13 protein-coding genes are annotated in these 14930 nt (G+C 55.9%); 6 read left to right on the top strand and 7 right to left on the bottom strand.

The window, feature by feature from the left end:
- Positions 1–67 precede the first annotated feature (67 nt).
- Together RCH93_RS14695 and RCH93_RS14690 are read left to right on the top strand one after the other, a co-directional pair.
- Complete coding sequence (locus RCH93_RS14695) at positions 68–2056, top strand: cation:proton antiporter (protein ID WP_306549169.1); 1989 nt, start codon at positions 68–70, stop codon at positions 2054–2056.
- A gap of 213 nt (positions 2057–2269) precedes the next feature.
- Positions 2270–5914 (top strand): DUF3683 domain-containing protein, encoded by a 3645-nt coding sequence (locus tag RCH93_RS14690; protein ID WP_306549168.1) that lies wholly within the window; start codon positions 2270–2272, stop codon positions 5912–5914.
- Positions 5915–6020: 106 nt separating this feature from the next.
- Here RCH93_RS14690 and RCH93_RS14685 read toward each other — a convergent pair whose 3' ends face one another.
- Entirely contained in the window at positions 6021–6719 is a 699-nt protein-coding gene (locus RCH93_RS14685) for a hypothetical protein (protein WP_306549167.1), read from the bottom strand.
- Between RCH93_RS14685 and RCH93_RS14680 the strand changes: the two genes are divergently transcribed.
- Positions 6708–6980 carry a hypothetical protein gene (locus RCH93_RS14680; protein WP_306549166.1) on the top strand — a complete coding sequence of 91 codons (273 nt, stop codon included), beginning with the start codon at positions 6708–6710 and terminating at the stop codon, positions 6978–6980. The genes RCH93_RS14685 and RCH93_RS14680 overlap by 12 nt on opposite strands.
- Positions 6981–7117: 137 nt before the next feature.
- Here the strand turns inward: RCH93_RS14680 and RCH93_RS14675 are convergent, their stop codons facing one another.
- The 3 genes from RCH93_RS14675 to RCH93_RS14665 all read right to left on the bottom strand — a co-directional run bounded on the left by RCH93_RS14675 (position 7118) and on the right by RCH93_RS14665 (position 10028).
- The gene (locus RCH93_RS14675; protein ID WP_306549165.1) at positions 7118–7405 is read right to left on the bottom strand and encodes an integration host factor subunit alpha; all 288 of its coding nucleotides are present in this window, start codon (positions 7403–7405) and stop codon (positions 7118–7120) included.
- Positions 7406–7497: 92 nt separating this feature from the next.
- A complete protein-coding gene (gene eno / locus RCH93_RS14670; RefSeq protein WP_306549164.1) occupies positions 7498–8790 on the bottom strand; it encodes a phosphopyruvate hydratase in 1293 nt (430 codons plus the stop codon).
- Between the two features lie 32 nt (positions 8791–8822).
- Positions 8823–10028: a type II secretion system F family protein gene (locus RCH93_RS14665; protein ID WP_373693302.1), complete on the bottom strand. Its 1206-nt coding sequence runs from the start codon at positions 10026–10028 to the stop codon at positions 8823–8825.
- Between the two features lie 194 nt (positions 10029–10222).
- Between RCH93_RS14665 and RCH93_RS14655 the strand changes: the two genes are divergently transcribed.
- Positions 10223–10468 carry a PxxKW family cysteine-rich protein gene (locus RCH93_RS14655; protein ID WP_306549163.1) on the top strand — a complete coding sequence of 82 codons (246 nt, stop codon included), beginning with the start codon at positions 10223–10225 and terminating at the stop codon, positions 10466–10468.
- 139 nt (positions 10469–10607) lie between these two features.
- Here RCH93_RS14655 and RCH93_RS14650 read toward each other — a convergent pair whose 3' ends face one another.
- From RCH93_RS14650 to RCH93_RS14640, 3 genes are read right to left on the bottom strand one after another with little or no spacing between them, the layout of a single operon-like run.
- Positions 10608–11918, bottom strand: coding sequence for a UDP-glucose/GDP-mannose dehydrogenase family protein (locus tag RCH93_RS14650; protein ID WP_306549162.1), 1311 nt, complete (start codon positions 11916–11918; stop codon positions 10608–10610).
- On the bottom strand, positions 11919–12620 hold the full coding sequence (locus tag RCH93_RS14645) for a YggS family pyridoxal phosphate-dependent enzyme (protein ID WP_306549161.1): 702 nt from the start codon (positions 12618–12620) through the stop codon (positions 11919–11921).
- Positions 12607–13440 carry a TatD family hydrolase gene (locus RCH93_RS14640; RefSeq protein ID WP_306549160.1) on the bottom strand — a complete coding sequence of 278 codons (834 nt, stop codon included), beginning with the start codon at positions 13438–13440 and terminating at the stop codon, positions 12607–12609. The genes RCH93_RS14645 and RCH93_RS14640 overlap by 14 nt, the downstream gene beginning before the upstream one ends.
- A 322-nt stretch (positions 13441–13762) precedes the next feature.
- Here RCH93_RS14640 and RCH93_RS14635 point away from each other — a divergent pair, with 322 nt between their 5' ends.
- Both RCH93_RS14635 and RCH93_RS14630 read left to right on the top strand, forming a co-directional pair.
- Positions 13763–14137: a type II toxin-antitoxin system RelE/ParE family toxin gene (locus RCH93_RS14635; RefSeq protein WP_306549159.1), complete on the top strand. Its 375-nt coding sequence runs from the start codon at positions 13763–13765 to the stop codon at positions 14135–14137.
- Positions 14118–14423, top strand: a complete 306-nt coding sequence (locus tag RCH93_RS14630; protein ID WP_306549158.1) for a DNA-binding transcriptional regulator — start codon at positions 14118–14120, stop codon at positions 14421–14423. The genes RCH93_RS14635 and RCH93_RS14630 overlap by 20 nt, the downstream gene beginning before the upstream one ends.
- Positions 14424–14930 lie beyond the last annotated feature (507 nt).

Raw genomic sequence — 14930 nt, 5'->3', positions numbered from 1 at the left:
GCCCCTTTGCACAAATCCCTTTCTCCCTCAAGTGCAGTCGGCCGCGCGCCGGCCATAACGGATCACCATGGGCATCGCCACCGACATCATCCTCCTTGTCCTGACCTCCTTTTTCTGCGGCCTCTTGATGCAGCGGCTGCGGCAACCGCTGATTCTCGGCTACATCCTGGCCGGCGTCATCCTCGGCCCCCACACCGGCGGCCTGACCATCTCCGACGCCCACGACATCGAACTCCTGGCCGAAATCGGGGTGGGTTTGTTGCTCTTTGCCCTGGGGTTGGAGTTTTCCCATAAAGACCTCAAACCGGTCAAATGGATTGCCCTGATCGGCACGCCGCTGCAGATCGGTTTGACCCTGGCCCTGGGCATGGGCATTGGCCAGATGCTGGGCTGGGACCTCAAAACCTCGATCTGGTTCGGGGCCCTGATCTCGCTGTCGTCGACCATGGTGATCCTCAAAACCCTGATGAACCAGGGCTGGCTGGGGACGCTGTCGAGCAAGGTGATGATCGGCATGCTCATTGTCCAGGATCTGGCGGTGGTGCCGATGCTGATCATCCTGCCGCTGATGAACGATCCGGCCGCCGGCATGGCCCATCTCGGCCAAGCGGCGGTGAAGGCCGCCCTGTTCCTGCTCTGCATGTTCGTCCTGGGCATTAAGCTGCTGCCCTGGCTGATGCGCCGCATCGCCAAGATCGGTTCGCGCGAGCTCTTTCTCCTGGCGATCATCGCCATTGGTCTGGGCATTGGCTACGCCACCTATCTCATTGGCTTGTCGTTTGCCTTTGGCGCCTTCATCGCCGGCATGGTGCTTAACGAGTCCGACTACGGCCACCAGGCCTTAAGCGACATCATCCCGCTGCGCGACGTCTTTGGCCTGCTCTTTTTCGCCTCGGTGGGCATGCTGCTTGACCCTGGTTTCATGGTCGATCATTTCGGCTCCATCCTGCTGCTGGTGCTGCTGGTCAGCCTGGGCAAGAGCCTGATCTTTGCCGGCGTCTCCTGGCTGTTTCGCTACGGCAACGTCGTTCCCGTCGCCGTGGGGTTGGGGTTGTTCCAGATCGGCGAATTTTCCTTTGTCCTGGCCCGGATCGGCGTGTCCAGCGGATCGATCAGCCACGATTTTTACAACCTGGTGCTGACCACGGCAGTGCTGACCATGGTGCTGACGCCGATTATCTCAGCCCAGACCGCCCGCCTGTACGCCCTGAAAAAGCGGTGGTTCCAGAAGGAATTGTTGGAATCAATCAACTTTCCGGACAAGGGATTCAGCCGCCATGTGGTGATTGCCGGCGGCGGCCGGGTGGGGATGCAGATTGCGGCCGCCCTCCACCGTCTGGCCCGACCCTTTGTGGTGATTGAACTCGATCAGCGACGGATCGAACAGGCCAAGGAGGCCGGGCACGCGGTGGTCTACGGCGACGCCAGCCACGAAATCGTGCTGGAGGCGGCATCGATGGGCGACGCCGCCCTGCTGGTGGTCACCATTCCCGGCATTGTCGAAGCGCAAACCATCATCGCCCATGCCCAGCGGCTCAACAACCGCATCGAGGTGGTGGCCCGACTGTCGGACCCGGATTTTTTTGCAATCTTCAGCGAACTGAACGTCACCGATCTGGTCTACCCGGAACTGGAAGCCGGCCTGGAAATGACCCGGCAGGCGCTGTTGGCCCTGCACATCCCGGTGACCGAAATTCAGCGGCAGACCGAGACCCTGCGGCAGGAATATTTCGTCAGCGGCATGAGCCAGAGCAAACCCTATCAAACCCTGTCCCAGTTCCGTTCCGCCGAACAGCAGTTCGATCTCCAGTGGCTGACCATTGCCGCCGGCAGCCCGCTGGTCGCCCGCTCCATCGGTGAATCCGAGATCCGCAAAAAAACTGGGGTCTCGGTGGTGGGCGTGCTCCGCGACAACCAGCTGGAGCCCAATCCCGGCCCCCAGTTCCGCTTCCAGGACCAGGATCTGGTGGCAATCATCGGCTCCAACGAGGCCCGCGCCGCCTTTCAAACCAAGTTTTTCACCGCCGAACGACTGATCGGGGAAATGGCGGCCTGATCCGGGACCGGCGAGAAATATTTGCATCGCTTATCCCGTTGTGGTACGAAATCAGCTTTACTTTTTCTATCCTCCAGCCGTGAGCGGCCGTTTTTCCATAAGAGCGCCTATCATCCCCCAGCAACACGTTAAGAGCCGTAACCTCCCCGCCGCCGCCGGCCTTGCCGGTGGCTCCCAGGTTATTTCCCAGCAGTTTGAACGCACGGACAGCAGATGAAGACAACCAACTATCGAGAAATTCCATATAATTTCACCTCCGCCGACGACCGGCTGATCATCAACCACCTGTTTGGCACCGCTGTCTGGGACGACCTGGAAGAGCTGCGCAGTCAACGGGTTACGGGCCGTTCCGCCCGCCTGGTCATGCGCTGCATGGGCGATTTGTTCATCCTCCGCCGCAACCCTTTTCTCTACCAGGAACTGATTGATTCGCCCCGCCGCCGCCTCTCCTTCTTCAAGACCATGAAAAAGGACCTAGACATCATTGAAGGAACGGCCCAAAAGGTGAAGGTGGATTCGGCGCGCAGCAACAAGGTGGTCAACCTGGTGCGCCTCTGCCTGGAGCGGGTGCATGAACTGCAGAAGGAAATCGGCGGCGCGGCGGCCGCCAGGGCGCGAATCCGCAAACGGCTGGGCGCGATCATCGGGGCCGACAATGTCTGTTTTGATCCCTTTTCCCTAATCAGCCACGCCACCGACGCCACCGACTGGCGGCTTTATCTGCCCGTGGCCGTGGTCCGCCCCGCAACCGAGGAGCAGGTTCCGGCCTTGCTGGCGGCCATTGAGGAGCTGGGGTTGCGGGTGATTCCGCGCGGCGGCGGCACCGGCCTCACCGGCGGCGCCGTTCCGGTCGATTCCGGCTGCGTGATCATCAACACCGAAAAGCTCAACCGCATCCACGGCGTCGTCACCCAAGAATTCCGCGACGACAGCGGCAAAAGCGAACAGATGGCGGTGCTGCGGCTTGAGGCCGGGGTCATCACCCACGACGCCATGCAGTACGCCGACAAACAGGGGCTGGTTTTTGCCACCGACCCGACCAGCGGCTGGGCGTCGACCATCGGCGGCAACATTTCGGAAAACGCCGGCGGCAAGACCGCCGTGCTCTGGGGCACGGCCATCGACAATCTGCTGGCCTACACCATTGCCATGCCCGGCGCGGGCATGCTGACCGTGCGCCGAATCAATCATCCGATGCGCAAGATCCTGCCCGACGATCAGGTCGTCTACGACGTTTTCGACGGCCAAGGCGCCGTGGTGCGGCGGGTGGAACTGCGCGGCGACCAAATCCGCAAAAAAGGGTTGTGGAAGGACATCACCAACAAAGCCCTAGGCGGTCTGCCCGGCGTGCAGAAAGAAGGCACCGACGGAATCATCACCTCGGCCGAGTTCATTCTCTACCGGGCTTATGAAAAAAAGCTGACCTTCTGTCTCGAATTTTTTGGGGCCGACATGGACGAGGCCAGCCGGGTGATTGTCGAAATCTCCGAACAGTTCGTCAATCAGGGCGAAGAGGCCCTGATGGCCCTGGAGCATTTCGATGAGGAGTACATCCGGGCGATCAACTACAAGTTCAAGGCCGCACGGAGCGAACCGCCCAAAGCGGTGCTGCTGATCGACATGGTCGGCCACACCACCGAGCAAATCCTGCGCGGCAAGGAACGACTGCTGCGCCTGCTCGACCGCCACGTCAACACCGAGATCTTTGTCGCCAGCGACGCCGACGAGGCCAGCCGCTTCTGGCGCGACCGCAAGCGGCTGGGGGCCATTGCCGCCCGCACCAACGCCTTCAAGCTCAACGAGGACATCGTGCTGCCGCTGCCGGCCCTGGCCGAGTTTGCCCGGTTTGTCGACAACACCAACATCGACGAGGACGTCTACAACCAGCAGAGCGTGGTCCAGGAAATTTTGACCTACCTTGAGACCGCCGAACCGATCGAAGACCCGGACTGGCTCGAGGCCAAAATTCCCAAGGCCAACGAACTGTGCGCCGCCGCCCTGGGCGGCCTGGGCCAACGCGTGGTCGAGAACGTGCGCGGCGAAACCTACCTCAAAAGCCTGGAATCCGACCTGCTGGAGTTGTTTCGCGGTTTTGCCCGCATCAGCGCCAATGTGCGAAAGATTTTCACCGAGGCGCGCAAGCGGCGGATCATCATCGCCACCCACATGCACGCCGGCGACGGCAACGTCCACGTCAACATCCCGGTTTTTTCCAACGACCGGGCCATGATGCAGCGGGCGGCCGAGACCGCCGACGAGGTCATGGCCAAGGCCGTGGCCCTGGGCGGCGTGGTCAGCGGCGAACACGGCATTGGCATCACCAAGATGAAGTTTCTGGACCCGCAGCTGATCGACGAACTGAACCTGTACCGCCGACAGATCGATCCCCAAGGGGTGATGAATCCGGGCAAGCTGGTTGATCCGGACATCATTGACAAGGTCTTCACCCCCTCGTTCAATCTGCTAGAACTGGAGGCCCGGATTCTCCAGCACGGCTCGCTGGAGACGCTTGCCTCCAAGATCTCCAAATGCATCCGCTGCGGCAAGTGCAAGGCCGACTGCTGCGTGTTCTATCCGGGCAGCAGCCTGTTTTTCCACCCGCGCAACAAGAACCTGGCCATTGGCTCGTTGATCGAGGCCCTGCTCTACGACATGCAGCGCTCCCATTTCCCGCGCTTCAATCAACTGAAAAATCTGGAGGAAATCGCCGACCACTGCACCCTCTGCGGCAAATGTCTCAAGCCGTGTCCGGTGGACATCGACACCGCCCAGGTCTCAATCCTAGAACGCGAGATCCTCAGCGAGCGCGGCTACAAGCACTCGCCCCTGCCTACTCGGATGTCGCTGCACTATCTTAAAACCCGCAACCGGCTCTACAATACGTTGTTTCGCAAGACCGTGGTGGAATGGGGCGCCGGCCTCCAGCGGCTGGCCTCTGACCTGCTGAGCCAGGCCCCCGAAGCGCTGACCACAAAAAAATGGCGACTGGTGAGCATGCTCAAGTCGCCGATGATGCCACCGTCAAAGCAGTCGCTGCGCGACGCCCTGCCTTCGTGTTCGCTCAACGAGGCCCTGCTGCTCAACCCCAAGGAGCCGTGCGTAAAGACGGTCTTCTATTTCCCGGGCTGCGGTTCGGAGCGGCTGTACGCCAACATCGCCGAGGCCGCCATCTATGCCCTGCTGAAAACCGGAGTGCGGGTGGTGCTGCCGCCGCCGAATCTCTGTTGCGGCTTTCCCGCCAAGGCCAACGCCAAAACCCGGATGCACAGCGACGTCACCCTGCGGGACACCATCATCCTCAGTCAGATCCGGGAGATGCTTGGCTATATCGCCTTTGACGGCCTGATCGTTAGTTGCGGCACCTGCCGCGAGGCCTTGCACGAGTTGGGGGCAGAGGAAATCTTTGGCTGCGCACTAGCCGACGTGTCCTACTTTGTGCTGGAACAGGCCCCGGAGCGCTTTGTCCAGGATAAGGAGCGACGTTTTCTCTACCACGCTCCCTGCCACGACTCGCTCCAGGGCGAGGGCAATCTGATGGTGCGGCAGATCGGCGGCCAAGTGACCTCGATTGGCGGCTGCTGTTCCGAGGCCGGCACCCTGGCCCTGTCGCGACCCGATATTGCCGGGGCGATGCTCCAACGCAAACGCGACAATCTGCTGGCCAAAGCCGTCGCCGAACAAGGCCCCCATACCATTGTCACCAATTGCCCCTCCTGCATCTCCGGACTGGGCCGCAACCGCAACCTGGGCATTGCGCCGCAGCATCTGGCAGTGCTGCTGGCGGAATCCCTGGGAGGCGCCGACTGGCGACTGGAACTCAGCGGCCTGCTCCAGTCTGCAGAGGTGGTCACGTTCTGACCCGTCGGTTCAGCCGCCGCGAGGCCTCAACGCAACAACGCCCTCATCTTGCAGGTTATCCAGACCTGCAGGATGGGGGCGTTGTTGTTTGTGGATTTTGTATTTTTTATCGTACCAGGGCTTGAATTGTCTGCCACTGCGCCCGCAGTTGCTCGCTTGTAGAAAAATACAGACGCACCGTCACACTGTCGTCCTCAAAGGACGGGCTGTGCTCCAGACTCACCTGCTCCGGCGGCTGCAACTCCTGCACAAGCCTGTGAAAATCCTTTTCCGCCTCGGTGTTTCTCGGGGCAACCTGTTCCTGCAGGGTTTGCAAAAGATGCTGCAGTTGTTGCGGTCGGTTGTGCTGATCAGTCTGTCCTCCCACCCAATCCTGGACGATGTCCCGCACCGGCTTGTTGTGACGCAGGGCCAATTCCACGGTCATCTCGACCAATTTCTGCTGCTTGGAGCCGCCGGGACGATAGGTGTTGATCACCTCAACCAGGCACCTTTGATCGTCAGGGGTGAGCAGGGCCAGGTGTTTGCCGGCTTTGGCAGAGAGTATGCCCTGATGCAGGGCCAGCAGCGCAGAAGGGTCCAGTTGCAGCAACGCGAGGAGTTCCTGCAGTTTATAGCGTTGCGGTTTGTGGCCCATGGCCGCCAGCAAACGCAGCGCCTCGTCTTCAGCTAGGGTCTGTTGCGCCTGCTGTAAAAGATGCGCCTGCAACACTGGGCTGGATGGGAGCGTGGACAGGCTGTGCCGAATCTGCAGCGCATATAGGCTGAAAGCCGCCGTGTCCAGGGGCAGAATTTGACACTGCACCGTCTTTATGCCCAGGGACCGAAGGGCGGGCAGATAAGGGTATCCGGCAAGGAGCTGGAAACGCGTCGCGCTGCTTTGCCATACCGGCAGAGGTTGCGGGAGTCCCCATGTCTGCAAATTATCAATGCATGCGTCCTGGCCGACACCGTTATCGTGCAAAAAACGGACAAGATCGTCGGGCAGGTCAAGGCTTGTGACGTCAAGACGTTGGAACCGATACTCAAGCGTGGGAAGAGAATAAATGGGCATGATGGCGACTGAGTCGGAACGACGAGATATGGTTGAGGCAAAAAAGAAGCAGCAGAGACAACCGGCGATCTTTTGTCCGGCAGGCTACGAAAAATAAAAAAGGGCGCCAACCGTTGGTGGCGCCCTTTTCATGCAGTGAATACAGCAGATTAGTCGGAATTGATGCGCGTGCGCAAAATGCCCGAGGGTTTAAAAGTAACCACCCGTCTCGCGTCAAGGGTCAATTCGTTTCCCGTTTGCGGATTGCGCCCGCGCCGGGATTTTTTATCCTTGATGTTGAATTTGCCAAATCCGCTGAGCAGCAAATCTTCCCCGGTCACCAGCGAAGATTTGGACAGCGATAAAAAGGTTTCAACGGAATCGGTTGATTGCGATTTTGTCAGATTGGGATGGGTCTTGTAGACCTGCTGCACCAAATCAGCTTTCGTCAAAGTCATTTTTTACCTCCATGACGGACCACAATGAAGAGAATCAATTTGTAGAAGGTTTCCTTTATGATAGGAAGTAAGACAGCAGGTTGTCAACCGGTTCATGCAAGAAAAGGAAAAGCCGAAACTCCGGCGAACTGAGCGGCGCCGCCCAATTCTTCCTCAATGCGCAGCAACTGATTGTATTTTGCCACCCGATCGCTGCGCGACGGGGCCCCGGTCTTGATCTGGCCGCTGTTGAGGGCCACTGCGAGATCGGCAATGGTGGAGTCTTCAGTTTCTCCGGAACGGTGAGAAATAACAGCCGTATAGGAAGCCCTGTGGGCCATGTCCACCGCATCGATGGTCTCGGTGACCGATCCTATTTGATTGAGTTTGATCAGGATCGAGTTGGCGATTTTCTGCGCGATGCCCTTTTTCAGGATGCTGGTGTTGGTCACGAAAATATCGTCGCCGACCAGTTGAATTCTTTTGCCCAAGGCGTCGGTCAGTTGCCGCCAACCATCCCAGTCGGATTCATCCAGACCGTCTTCAATGGTAATCAGGGGGTATTTGTTGACCCACTCGGTGTAAAAGGCGATCATTTGCTCGGCGGTTTTCTTTGGATTTTTTTCCGCGCCTAAAATGTACATCTTTTCGTCGGCGGAATAAAATTCACTGGCGGCTGCGTCAATGCCAATGAAAATATCCTTTCCCGGAGTGTAACCGGCCTGCACAATGCCTTCGAGAATAGCCTCCATGGCCTCTTCATTGGAGCGCAGATTGGGCGCAAAGCCGCCCTCGTCGCCGCCTGCGGTTTGCAGCCCGCGTTTTTTTAGCACACCTTTGAGGGCGTGAAAGGTTTCCGCCCCCATGCGCAGCGCCTCGGCAAAAGACGCGGCCCCGGCAGGAAGGATCATGAATTCCTGGATATCGACGTTGTTGTCGGCATGCGCCCCGCCGTTGAGGATGTTCATCATCGGCACCGGCAGGACCTTGGCGTTGACCCCGCCGAGGTAATTGTAGAGCGGCAGTTCCAATTCGATGGCCGTTGCCTTGGCCACTGCCATGGACACGCCGAGGATGGCGTTGGCCCCGAATTTTTCCTTGTTGGCGGTGCCGTCAAGCTCCAACATAACACCGTCGATCACCACCTGCTGCGAAGATTCGAAACCGAGAATGGCGGGGGCAATCCGCTCATTGACATTCTCCACAGCCTGAAGCACGCCTTTGCCGCCATACCGTTTGTTGGTCGTATCACGCAATTCAAGCGCTTCCCGCGTTCCAGTGGAAGCCCCGGAGGGGACCGCCGCCCGGCCCATGGCCCCGGTTTCAAGATGCACTTCCACCTCAACGGTTGGGTTGCCCCGTGAATCAAGTATTTCTCTGGCAATGACGCCTGTAATTTCGCTCATACGAATCTATCTCCTGGAACTAATTGAAGAGTTTAAATTTTTCCGGCCATTTGAAAAATGGGCAGGTACATTGCTACTACAAGTCCGCCAATCATGCCACCAAGAAAAACCATCATAAAGGGTTCGATCATCGCGGTCAGGTTTTCGACGGCCTGATCGACCTCTTCGTCGTAAAAATCAGCAATTTTTTCAAGCATGGTGTCGAGCGCGCCAACCGATTCGCCGACATTGATCATCTGCACAACCATGTTGGGGAAAACCCCCGACTCCTCAAGCGGCTCTGCAATCGGCCGGCCTTCGGCGATGCTTGCCGAAACCCGGAGCACAGCCCGTTCAACGACTTTGTTTCCCGATGTGCGCGCAACAACCTGCAAGGCGTCCAGAATAGGCACGCCACTTTGCAGCATGGTGCTCAGCGTGCGGGTAAATTTCGAAACTGCGACTTTTCGAGTGAGTTGGCCGACAACCGGGGCCTTCAACACAAAAGCGTCGATCTTAAATCGTCCCTTTTCCGTACTGTAGATTTTTTTAATCCCGTAAAAGACAAGGATACCAAAGATTATCAGATAAATGATATTGCCTTTCACAAAATCACTCATGTTGACGACAAGTTGCGTAATCGCCGGCAAGGCTGAATCCAAACTGGCAAACATCTCGACAAAAACAGGAATGACAAAGACCAGGATAACAATCAAAATGAGGATGGAAATCGCCAAACAAATAACGGGATAGGTCATCGCGCCCTTGATTTTTTTCTGCAGCGCCATGGATTTTTCTTTAAACCCGGCCAGTCGCGAAAGAATAGTGTCGAGAATACCGCCTAACTCGCCGGCCTCAATCATGTTGCTGTACAAACTGTCAAACACCTTGGGATGCTTGCGCATCGAATCGGCCAAGGTGGTTCCTGTTTCCACGTCACTTTGAATGGTTGTCAGCACCTTCTTAAACGTTGCGTTGCTCTGCTGCTTGCCAAGAATCTGCAGGCATTGCACCAGCGGCAGGCCGGCGTCAATCATGGTGGAGAGCTGACGCGTAAAGATAACAAGATCCTTGCCCGTAACCGATGGCTTGAAAAAATCTATGTTTTCAAAGAGATCCTTGGGCTTTTCCTTGACCGTGGGATTGTCGATCCGTAATCGCCTGAGTTGAGCGCGAGCACCGGCTTCGTCGATAGCCTCGACCTCCCCTTTGCGCTTTTCACCAAAACTGTTTTTTCCTTTCCAGACATAGATCGGCATACGAGAGTCTCCAGACTGTCTTCAACGATTTTATACTCGACAATTGTGAGTAGGTGTTGACAGACCGTGCAATTGTCTTTATAAAAGTTACTTTTTAGGTGAGGGTGACACGCCTCTTCGTGTCACCTTTATAATTGTATGGAAGATTTTTTTCTGATTCAAGAAAAAGTTTATATTTTTTCAGGAGTTGGCATATGCAGACAAGTAATGCGGCAAAATTCAGCGAAGGTTCGTTCCTCCCGGTTATCGAAAAATGCGAAGGATGCGAACGAATTGTTGAAGCGAATGACAGTAAATTTTGTGACACCTACGCGAATCCTGGGGCAAAATGGCGATTGGGCATTTGCAACTTTGCAACCCACGCGAAACCGGAAGTCAACATTGTTAAAATCCGGGTCAACCCGTTGAAGGCCGCCAAGCGGGCATCCCGGCGCAAATAACAGCATAGTCTTTTCTCTGCAAGCCTGTTGTCGGCGAGCCGACAACTCCGCAGAGCGCCTATCGCCCTCTCCTGCGATCACCTTTCGGCAACAACAGCAACTCCCCTTTGGTCCTGCCAAAGGGGAGTTGCTGTTTCCTCTATTTTCGTCCCACGCCAACATAGCGGAATCCGGCGCTCTTCATGGCCTCTGGCTCGTAGACATTGCGCAGATCGATAAAAACCGGGACGTTCATACGGCTTTTGAGTCTCTGCAAGTCAAGGGCTCGGTACTGATTCCATTCCGTCATCAGGACGACGCAATCCGCCCCTGCTGCAGCGTCATAGGGATTTTCCGCATACTCGATTGCAGCCGGAAGATACGCCTTCGCCTCTTCCATGCCCTTGGGATCATGGGCGCGCACACGGGCGCCTTTTTCCAACAGGGCCGGCAAGATGGTTGCCGAGGGCGCGTCGCGCATGTCGTCGGTCTCTGGTTTAAAGGTTAGCCCCAGCACCGCAATGGTCTTGCCGGCCTCGGAGCCGCCAAGCATTTCTCTGATTTTTTTTACCATCCGCGCCTTCTGCGCCGCATTGACCTCAACCGCGGCCTCGACAATACGCACATTCTCGCCGTGCTCCTGAACAATCCGCATCAGCGCCAAGGTGTCTTTGGGAAAACAGGAGCCGCCATACCCGGGTCCAGGGTGGAGAAATTTGCCGCCAATGCGCCCGTCCATGCCGATTGCTTTGGCGAGTTCAACGACATTGGCGTTCACTGCTTCACAGACTGTTGCGATTTCATTGATAAAACTGATTTTAACCGCCAGGAAGGCGTTGGCGGCGTACTTCGTGAGTTCGGCGGTTTCAATGGTGGTGCTGACAATGGGAGTGTCGCGAAGATACAGCGGTTTGTAAATTTCCTTGAGTAATTTGCCTGCTCTCTCCGATTCGACGCCGATCACCACCCGGTCGGGACGCATGAAATCGCTGATGGCGGCCCCTTCCCGCAAAAATTCCGGATTGGAGGCGACGTCAAATTCAGCCTGGGGATTGGCCTCTCGAATCACCCGCTCCACCTGCCGTGCCGTGCCCACCGGCACCGTGCTCTTGTCGACCACCACGGTGTATCCGCGCAGGTGAACGGCCAAGTCTCGGGCGGCCTCGTAGATGTAGGTAAGATCAGCGTAGCCGTCGCCGCGCCGCGAACTGGGGGTGCCCACGGCAATAAACACCGCCTCCGCCTCCGGCACGGCCTGAGCCAAGTCGGAGGTGAAGCGGAGTCGCCCCTCCAGAACATTTTTTTTCACCAGAACATCAAGTCCAGGCTCGTAAATGGGGACAACCCCGTTGTTCAGTTGCTCGATTTTCTCGTCCAGTTTGTCCACGCAGGTAACGAAATGGCCGAATTCGGCAAAACAGGTTCCGGTCACCAGGCCAACATACCCGGCGCCGATCATGGTAATATTCATTTAATTGACTCCTTCATAATTTCTGTTGCCAAACAACGCTGTCCCCACCCGAACAAGCGTTGCGCCTTCCTCGATGGCCACCGGATAATCGGCGGACATGCCCATGGAAAGTTCGATGCGTTCATTATCGGCAAAAAGTCCCTGCGCGGCAAGCTGTTTGGCAAGCTCGCGCAACTCGCGGAAATAGGGCCGGCTGTGTTCAGGATCAGCACAAAAGGGCGGCATGGTCATCAGGCCGCGAATCTGGAGGGTGGTTTCCTGGGCGATGGCGCGCACAAGTCTCTCAGCGTCCTCGGGCAGCACCCCGGATTTCTGCTCTTCCCGGCCGGTGTTCACCTGAACGAGAACCGAGAGGTTCTTGTTCAGCAGCAGCGCATGGTGGTCAAGGGCCTTGGCGATTTTCAAACGATCCACCGTTTCCACCATGTCAAAGAGTTCCACCGCCTGCTTGGCCTTGTTGCTCTGCAGATGGCCGATGAAATGCCAGTGAATTGTTGAGGGGAAATGGGGAATTTTTTCCGCCGCCTCTTGTAGATAATTCTCGCCGTACACAAAATGCCCGCAATCGACGGCCTCCTGGATAGTCGCAAGATCTACCAATTTACTCACCGCCACCAATGTGATCTCAAGGGGATCTCTTCCGGAATTGCGCGCCGATTGCGTTATGGTCTCAAGAATATGGTTGAGATTATCGCGGATCATGGAGAACCTCCGGCAGGTGAAAAAGACGGACGGCATTGGCGGTTGTTGCCCGAGCCACCTCTTCAAGAGACGTCTGTTTCAAATCAGCGACCAGTTGCGCGGTGTAGAGCATCAGCTTGGGTTCGTTTCTTTTTCCCCGGTACGGCGCCGGCGCCAGAAACGGGCCGTCGGTTTCCAGCAGCAGGCAATCGAGATCAACGGTGCGAATAACCTCGCGAAGCATATCCGCATTGGCAAAGGTGGCCACGCCTGGAATCGACAAATACAACCCGCTGTCGACCATCTCCCGCGCCAGTTCCTGATCGCCGGAAAAGCAGTGCATCACCCCGCGCGCCGGGAACGGACCAACGGATCGAAGCAGGTCGCGGACGTCCTCGTGCGCCTCCCGATCATGAATCACCACCGGCAGCTTGAGTTGCTTGGCGAGGTGGAGTTGGTCGGCAAAGGCCTTGAGTTGAACGTCGCGGGGCGCGTACTGCTTGGCGTAATCCAGCCCGATCTCACCGTATCCGACCACGAAAGGATGCTGAGACAACTCGGCTAAGGCGTCGAGGGCCGCCGGAGTGGCCTGGAGGGCGTCGTGGGGATGAATGCCGACGGTGGCGTACACATTGGGATAGTGGTTGGCCAAGGCCACCGCGCGCTGGGAACTGGGCACGTCGATGCCAATGGTTATAATGCGGGTGACGCCATGTTGCGCCGCCGACGCGATGACCGCGTCGAGATCCGGCTGGTACGCTTCCATGTCGAGATGGCAGTGAGTGTCGACACATTCGGCATGATTGCGCAGCAGCGGGAGTGGTGGGATAGTACGTTTCATGAAAAAAGAGCAGATAACCTGTTTATCGGAAATTGTATTGCCATGCGTCGCCGATTACCGGATCGGAACGCCCTCGTCTGGATGCGCCCAGACATTTACCCCGCATCATAGTGAATGTTTATTGACATTAAAACAATAATGTTGAGTTTTTATAATAAAATCGAATTGAAACGGAGATGAAAACCCTACTTTTTCGTTTCCAGATTGTTTCCAAATTGGGGATATGTTCAACAAAAAATTGATGCTTATTTTCCCTGTCACTCGCCACCAGCCCCATTGCCAACTATAGCACCCTGTGCTATAGTTACACATGATTCGATTAATGACCAAAGAGTTTGCCAAATGGGCAGACAAGCACGGCTTGACGATCACCGACCTTGCCGACGCGCTCGATGAAGTGGCCGGCGGAAGCTTTGAGGCTGATCTCGGGGGCCATGTTTTAAAAAAACGAGTCCCTTTTCCCGGCCAAGGGAAGCGTGGCAGCGGTCGAACCATTATTTGTTTCAAAAAAGATGATCGGGCAATATTCGTTCATGGGTTCGCCAAGAATGAAAAAGCGAACGTGAGCAAGCAAGAGCTGATAGCGTTCCGGCGCGTTGCGGAAATACTGCTCAACCTGTCGCCGGATCAAATAGCCCGTTCTATCAGCACGGGGACCTTTATCGAGGTGAACACCGATGAGAAAGACAACGGCTAAATCGTTGACCAGCGTGGTTGATGATTTGTATCAGGATGGCGCAATCGATGAAATCACCATGCGGGAAATTCATTCCCTTTGTTTGCCGGATATCAAAGAATATTCAGCAGACAATATTGTGGCGTTGCGCAAAAAGACTCATTTGAGTCAAGCGGCCTTTGCGGCCGTGGTGAACGTCTCCCCTTCTACCGTTCAGAAGTGGGAAAGAGGCGTCAAGAAACCAACCGGCGCCAGCAAACGCCTTTTCGATATTATCGAAAGAAAAGGCTTGGAGGGGATTTTTTAATCTGGAGCGTGCTTACCCTCCAGCGGGATGCTTCGTCGGTTTTGCCGACATGTTCACTGTCACGATTTGACCGCCGGCGTCAATCCGTTCGACATGATTTTGTACTCACTACCCTGCCCCTAGAATTCCCTCCGAAATTTTACCTTTGATCCACTTTTGAAGCCAGACATGCGAACTATGGACCACAAAAAAATATTTGGTTACCTGCATTCTCTATTGGGAAACCAAGATACACAAACATTCGAAAATCGTACATTCAATGCAGTAATGATTTTTATCAGTATTGCTGGCGCAGCTCTTTTATCTTACGATATATTCCTAGGTAACATTGTATCACAATTTATAGATATATCGTGTATCATTTATTCAACTTGCTGTTACATTTATTCTATAAAATTTAATAATCACCGAAAATTAATAACAATATCGTTTATTTTTCTATACCTTTCAATATCTATTGGCTGGTTCTTTAACAATGGGATACATGGAAGCATACCATATTTTTAT

Source organism: Desulfobulbus sp., assembly GCF_030824455.1.
Lineage (GTDB): Bacteria > Desulfobacterota > Desulfobulbia > Desulfobulbales > Desulfobulbaceae > Desulfobulbus.
Note: the sequence above shows the minus strand (reverse complement) of the source record. Positions and strands in the feature narration are given on the sequence as shown.

Coding starts and splice junctions, on each gene's coding strand:
- RCH93_RS14695 (WP_306549169.1), top strand. CDS start 68: ATGGGCATCGCCACCGACATCATCCTCCTTGTCCTGACCTCCTTTTTC.
- RCH93_RS14690 (WP_306549168.1), top strand. CDS start 2,270: ATGAAGACAACCAACTATCGAGAAATTCCATATAATTTCACCTCCGCC.
- RCH93_RS14675 (WP_306549165.1), bottom strand. CDS start 7,405: ATGACTTTGACGAAAGCTGATTTGGTGCAGCAGGTCTACAAGACCCAT.
- eno (WP_306549164.1), bottom strand. CDS start 8,790: ATGAGCGAAATTACAGGCGTCATTGCCAGAGAAATACTTGATTCACGG.
- RCH93_RS14665 (WP_373693302.1), bottom strand. CDS start 10,028: ATGCCGATCTATGTCTGGAAAGGAAAAAACAGTTTTGGTGAAAAGCGC.
- RCH93_RS14655 (WP_306549163.1), top strand. CDS start 10,223: ATGCAGACAAGTAATGCGGCAAAATTCAGCGAAGGTTCGTTCCTCCCG.
- RCH93_RS14650 (WP_306549162.1), bottom strand. CDS start 11,918: ATGAATATTACCATGATCGGCGCCGGGTATGTTGGCCTGGTGACCGGA.
- RCH93_RS14645 (WP_306549161.1), bottom strand. CDS start 12,620: ATGATCCGCGATAATCTCAACCATATTCTTGAGACCATAACGCAATCG.
- RCH93_RS14640 (WP_306549160.1), bottom strand. CDS start 13,440: ATGAAACGTACTATCCCACCACTCCCGCTGCTGCGCAATCATGCCGAA.
- RCH93_RS14635 (WP_306549159.1), top strand. CDS start 13,763: ATGACCAAAGAGTTTGCCAAATGGGCAGACAAGCACGGCTTGACGATC.
- RCH93_RS14630 (WP_306549158.1), top strand. CDS start 14,118: ATGAGAAAGACAACGGCTAAATCGTTGACCAGCGTGGTTGATGATTTG.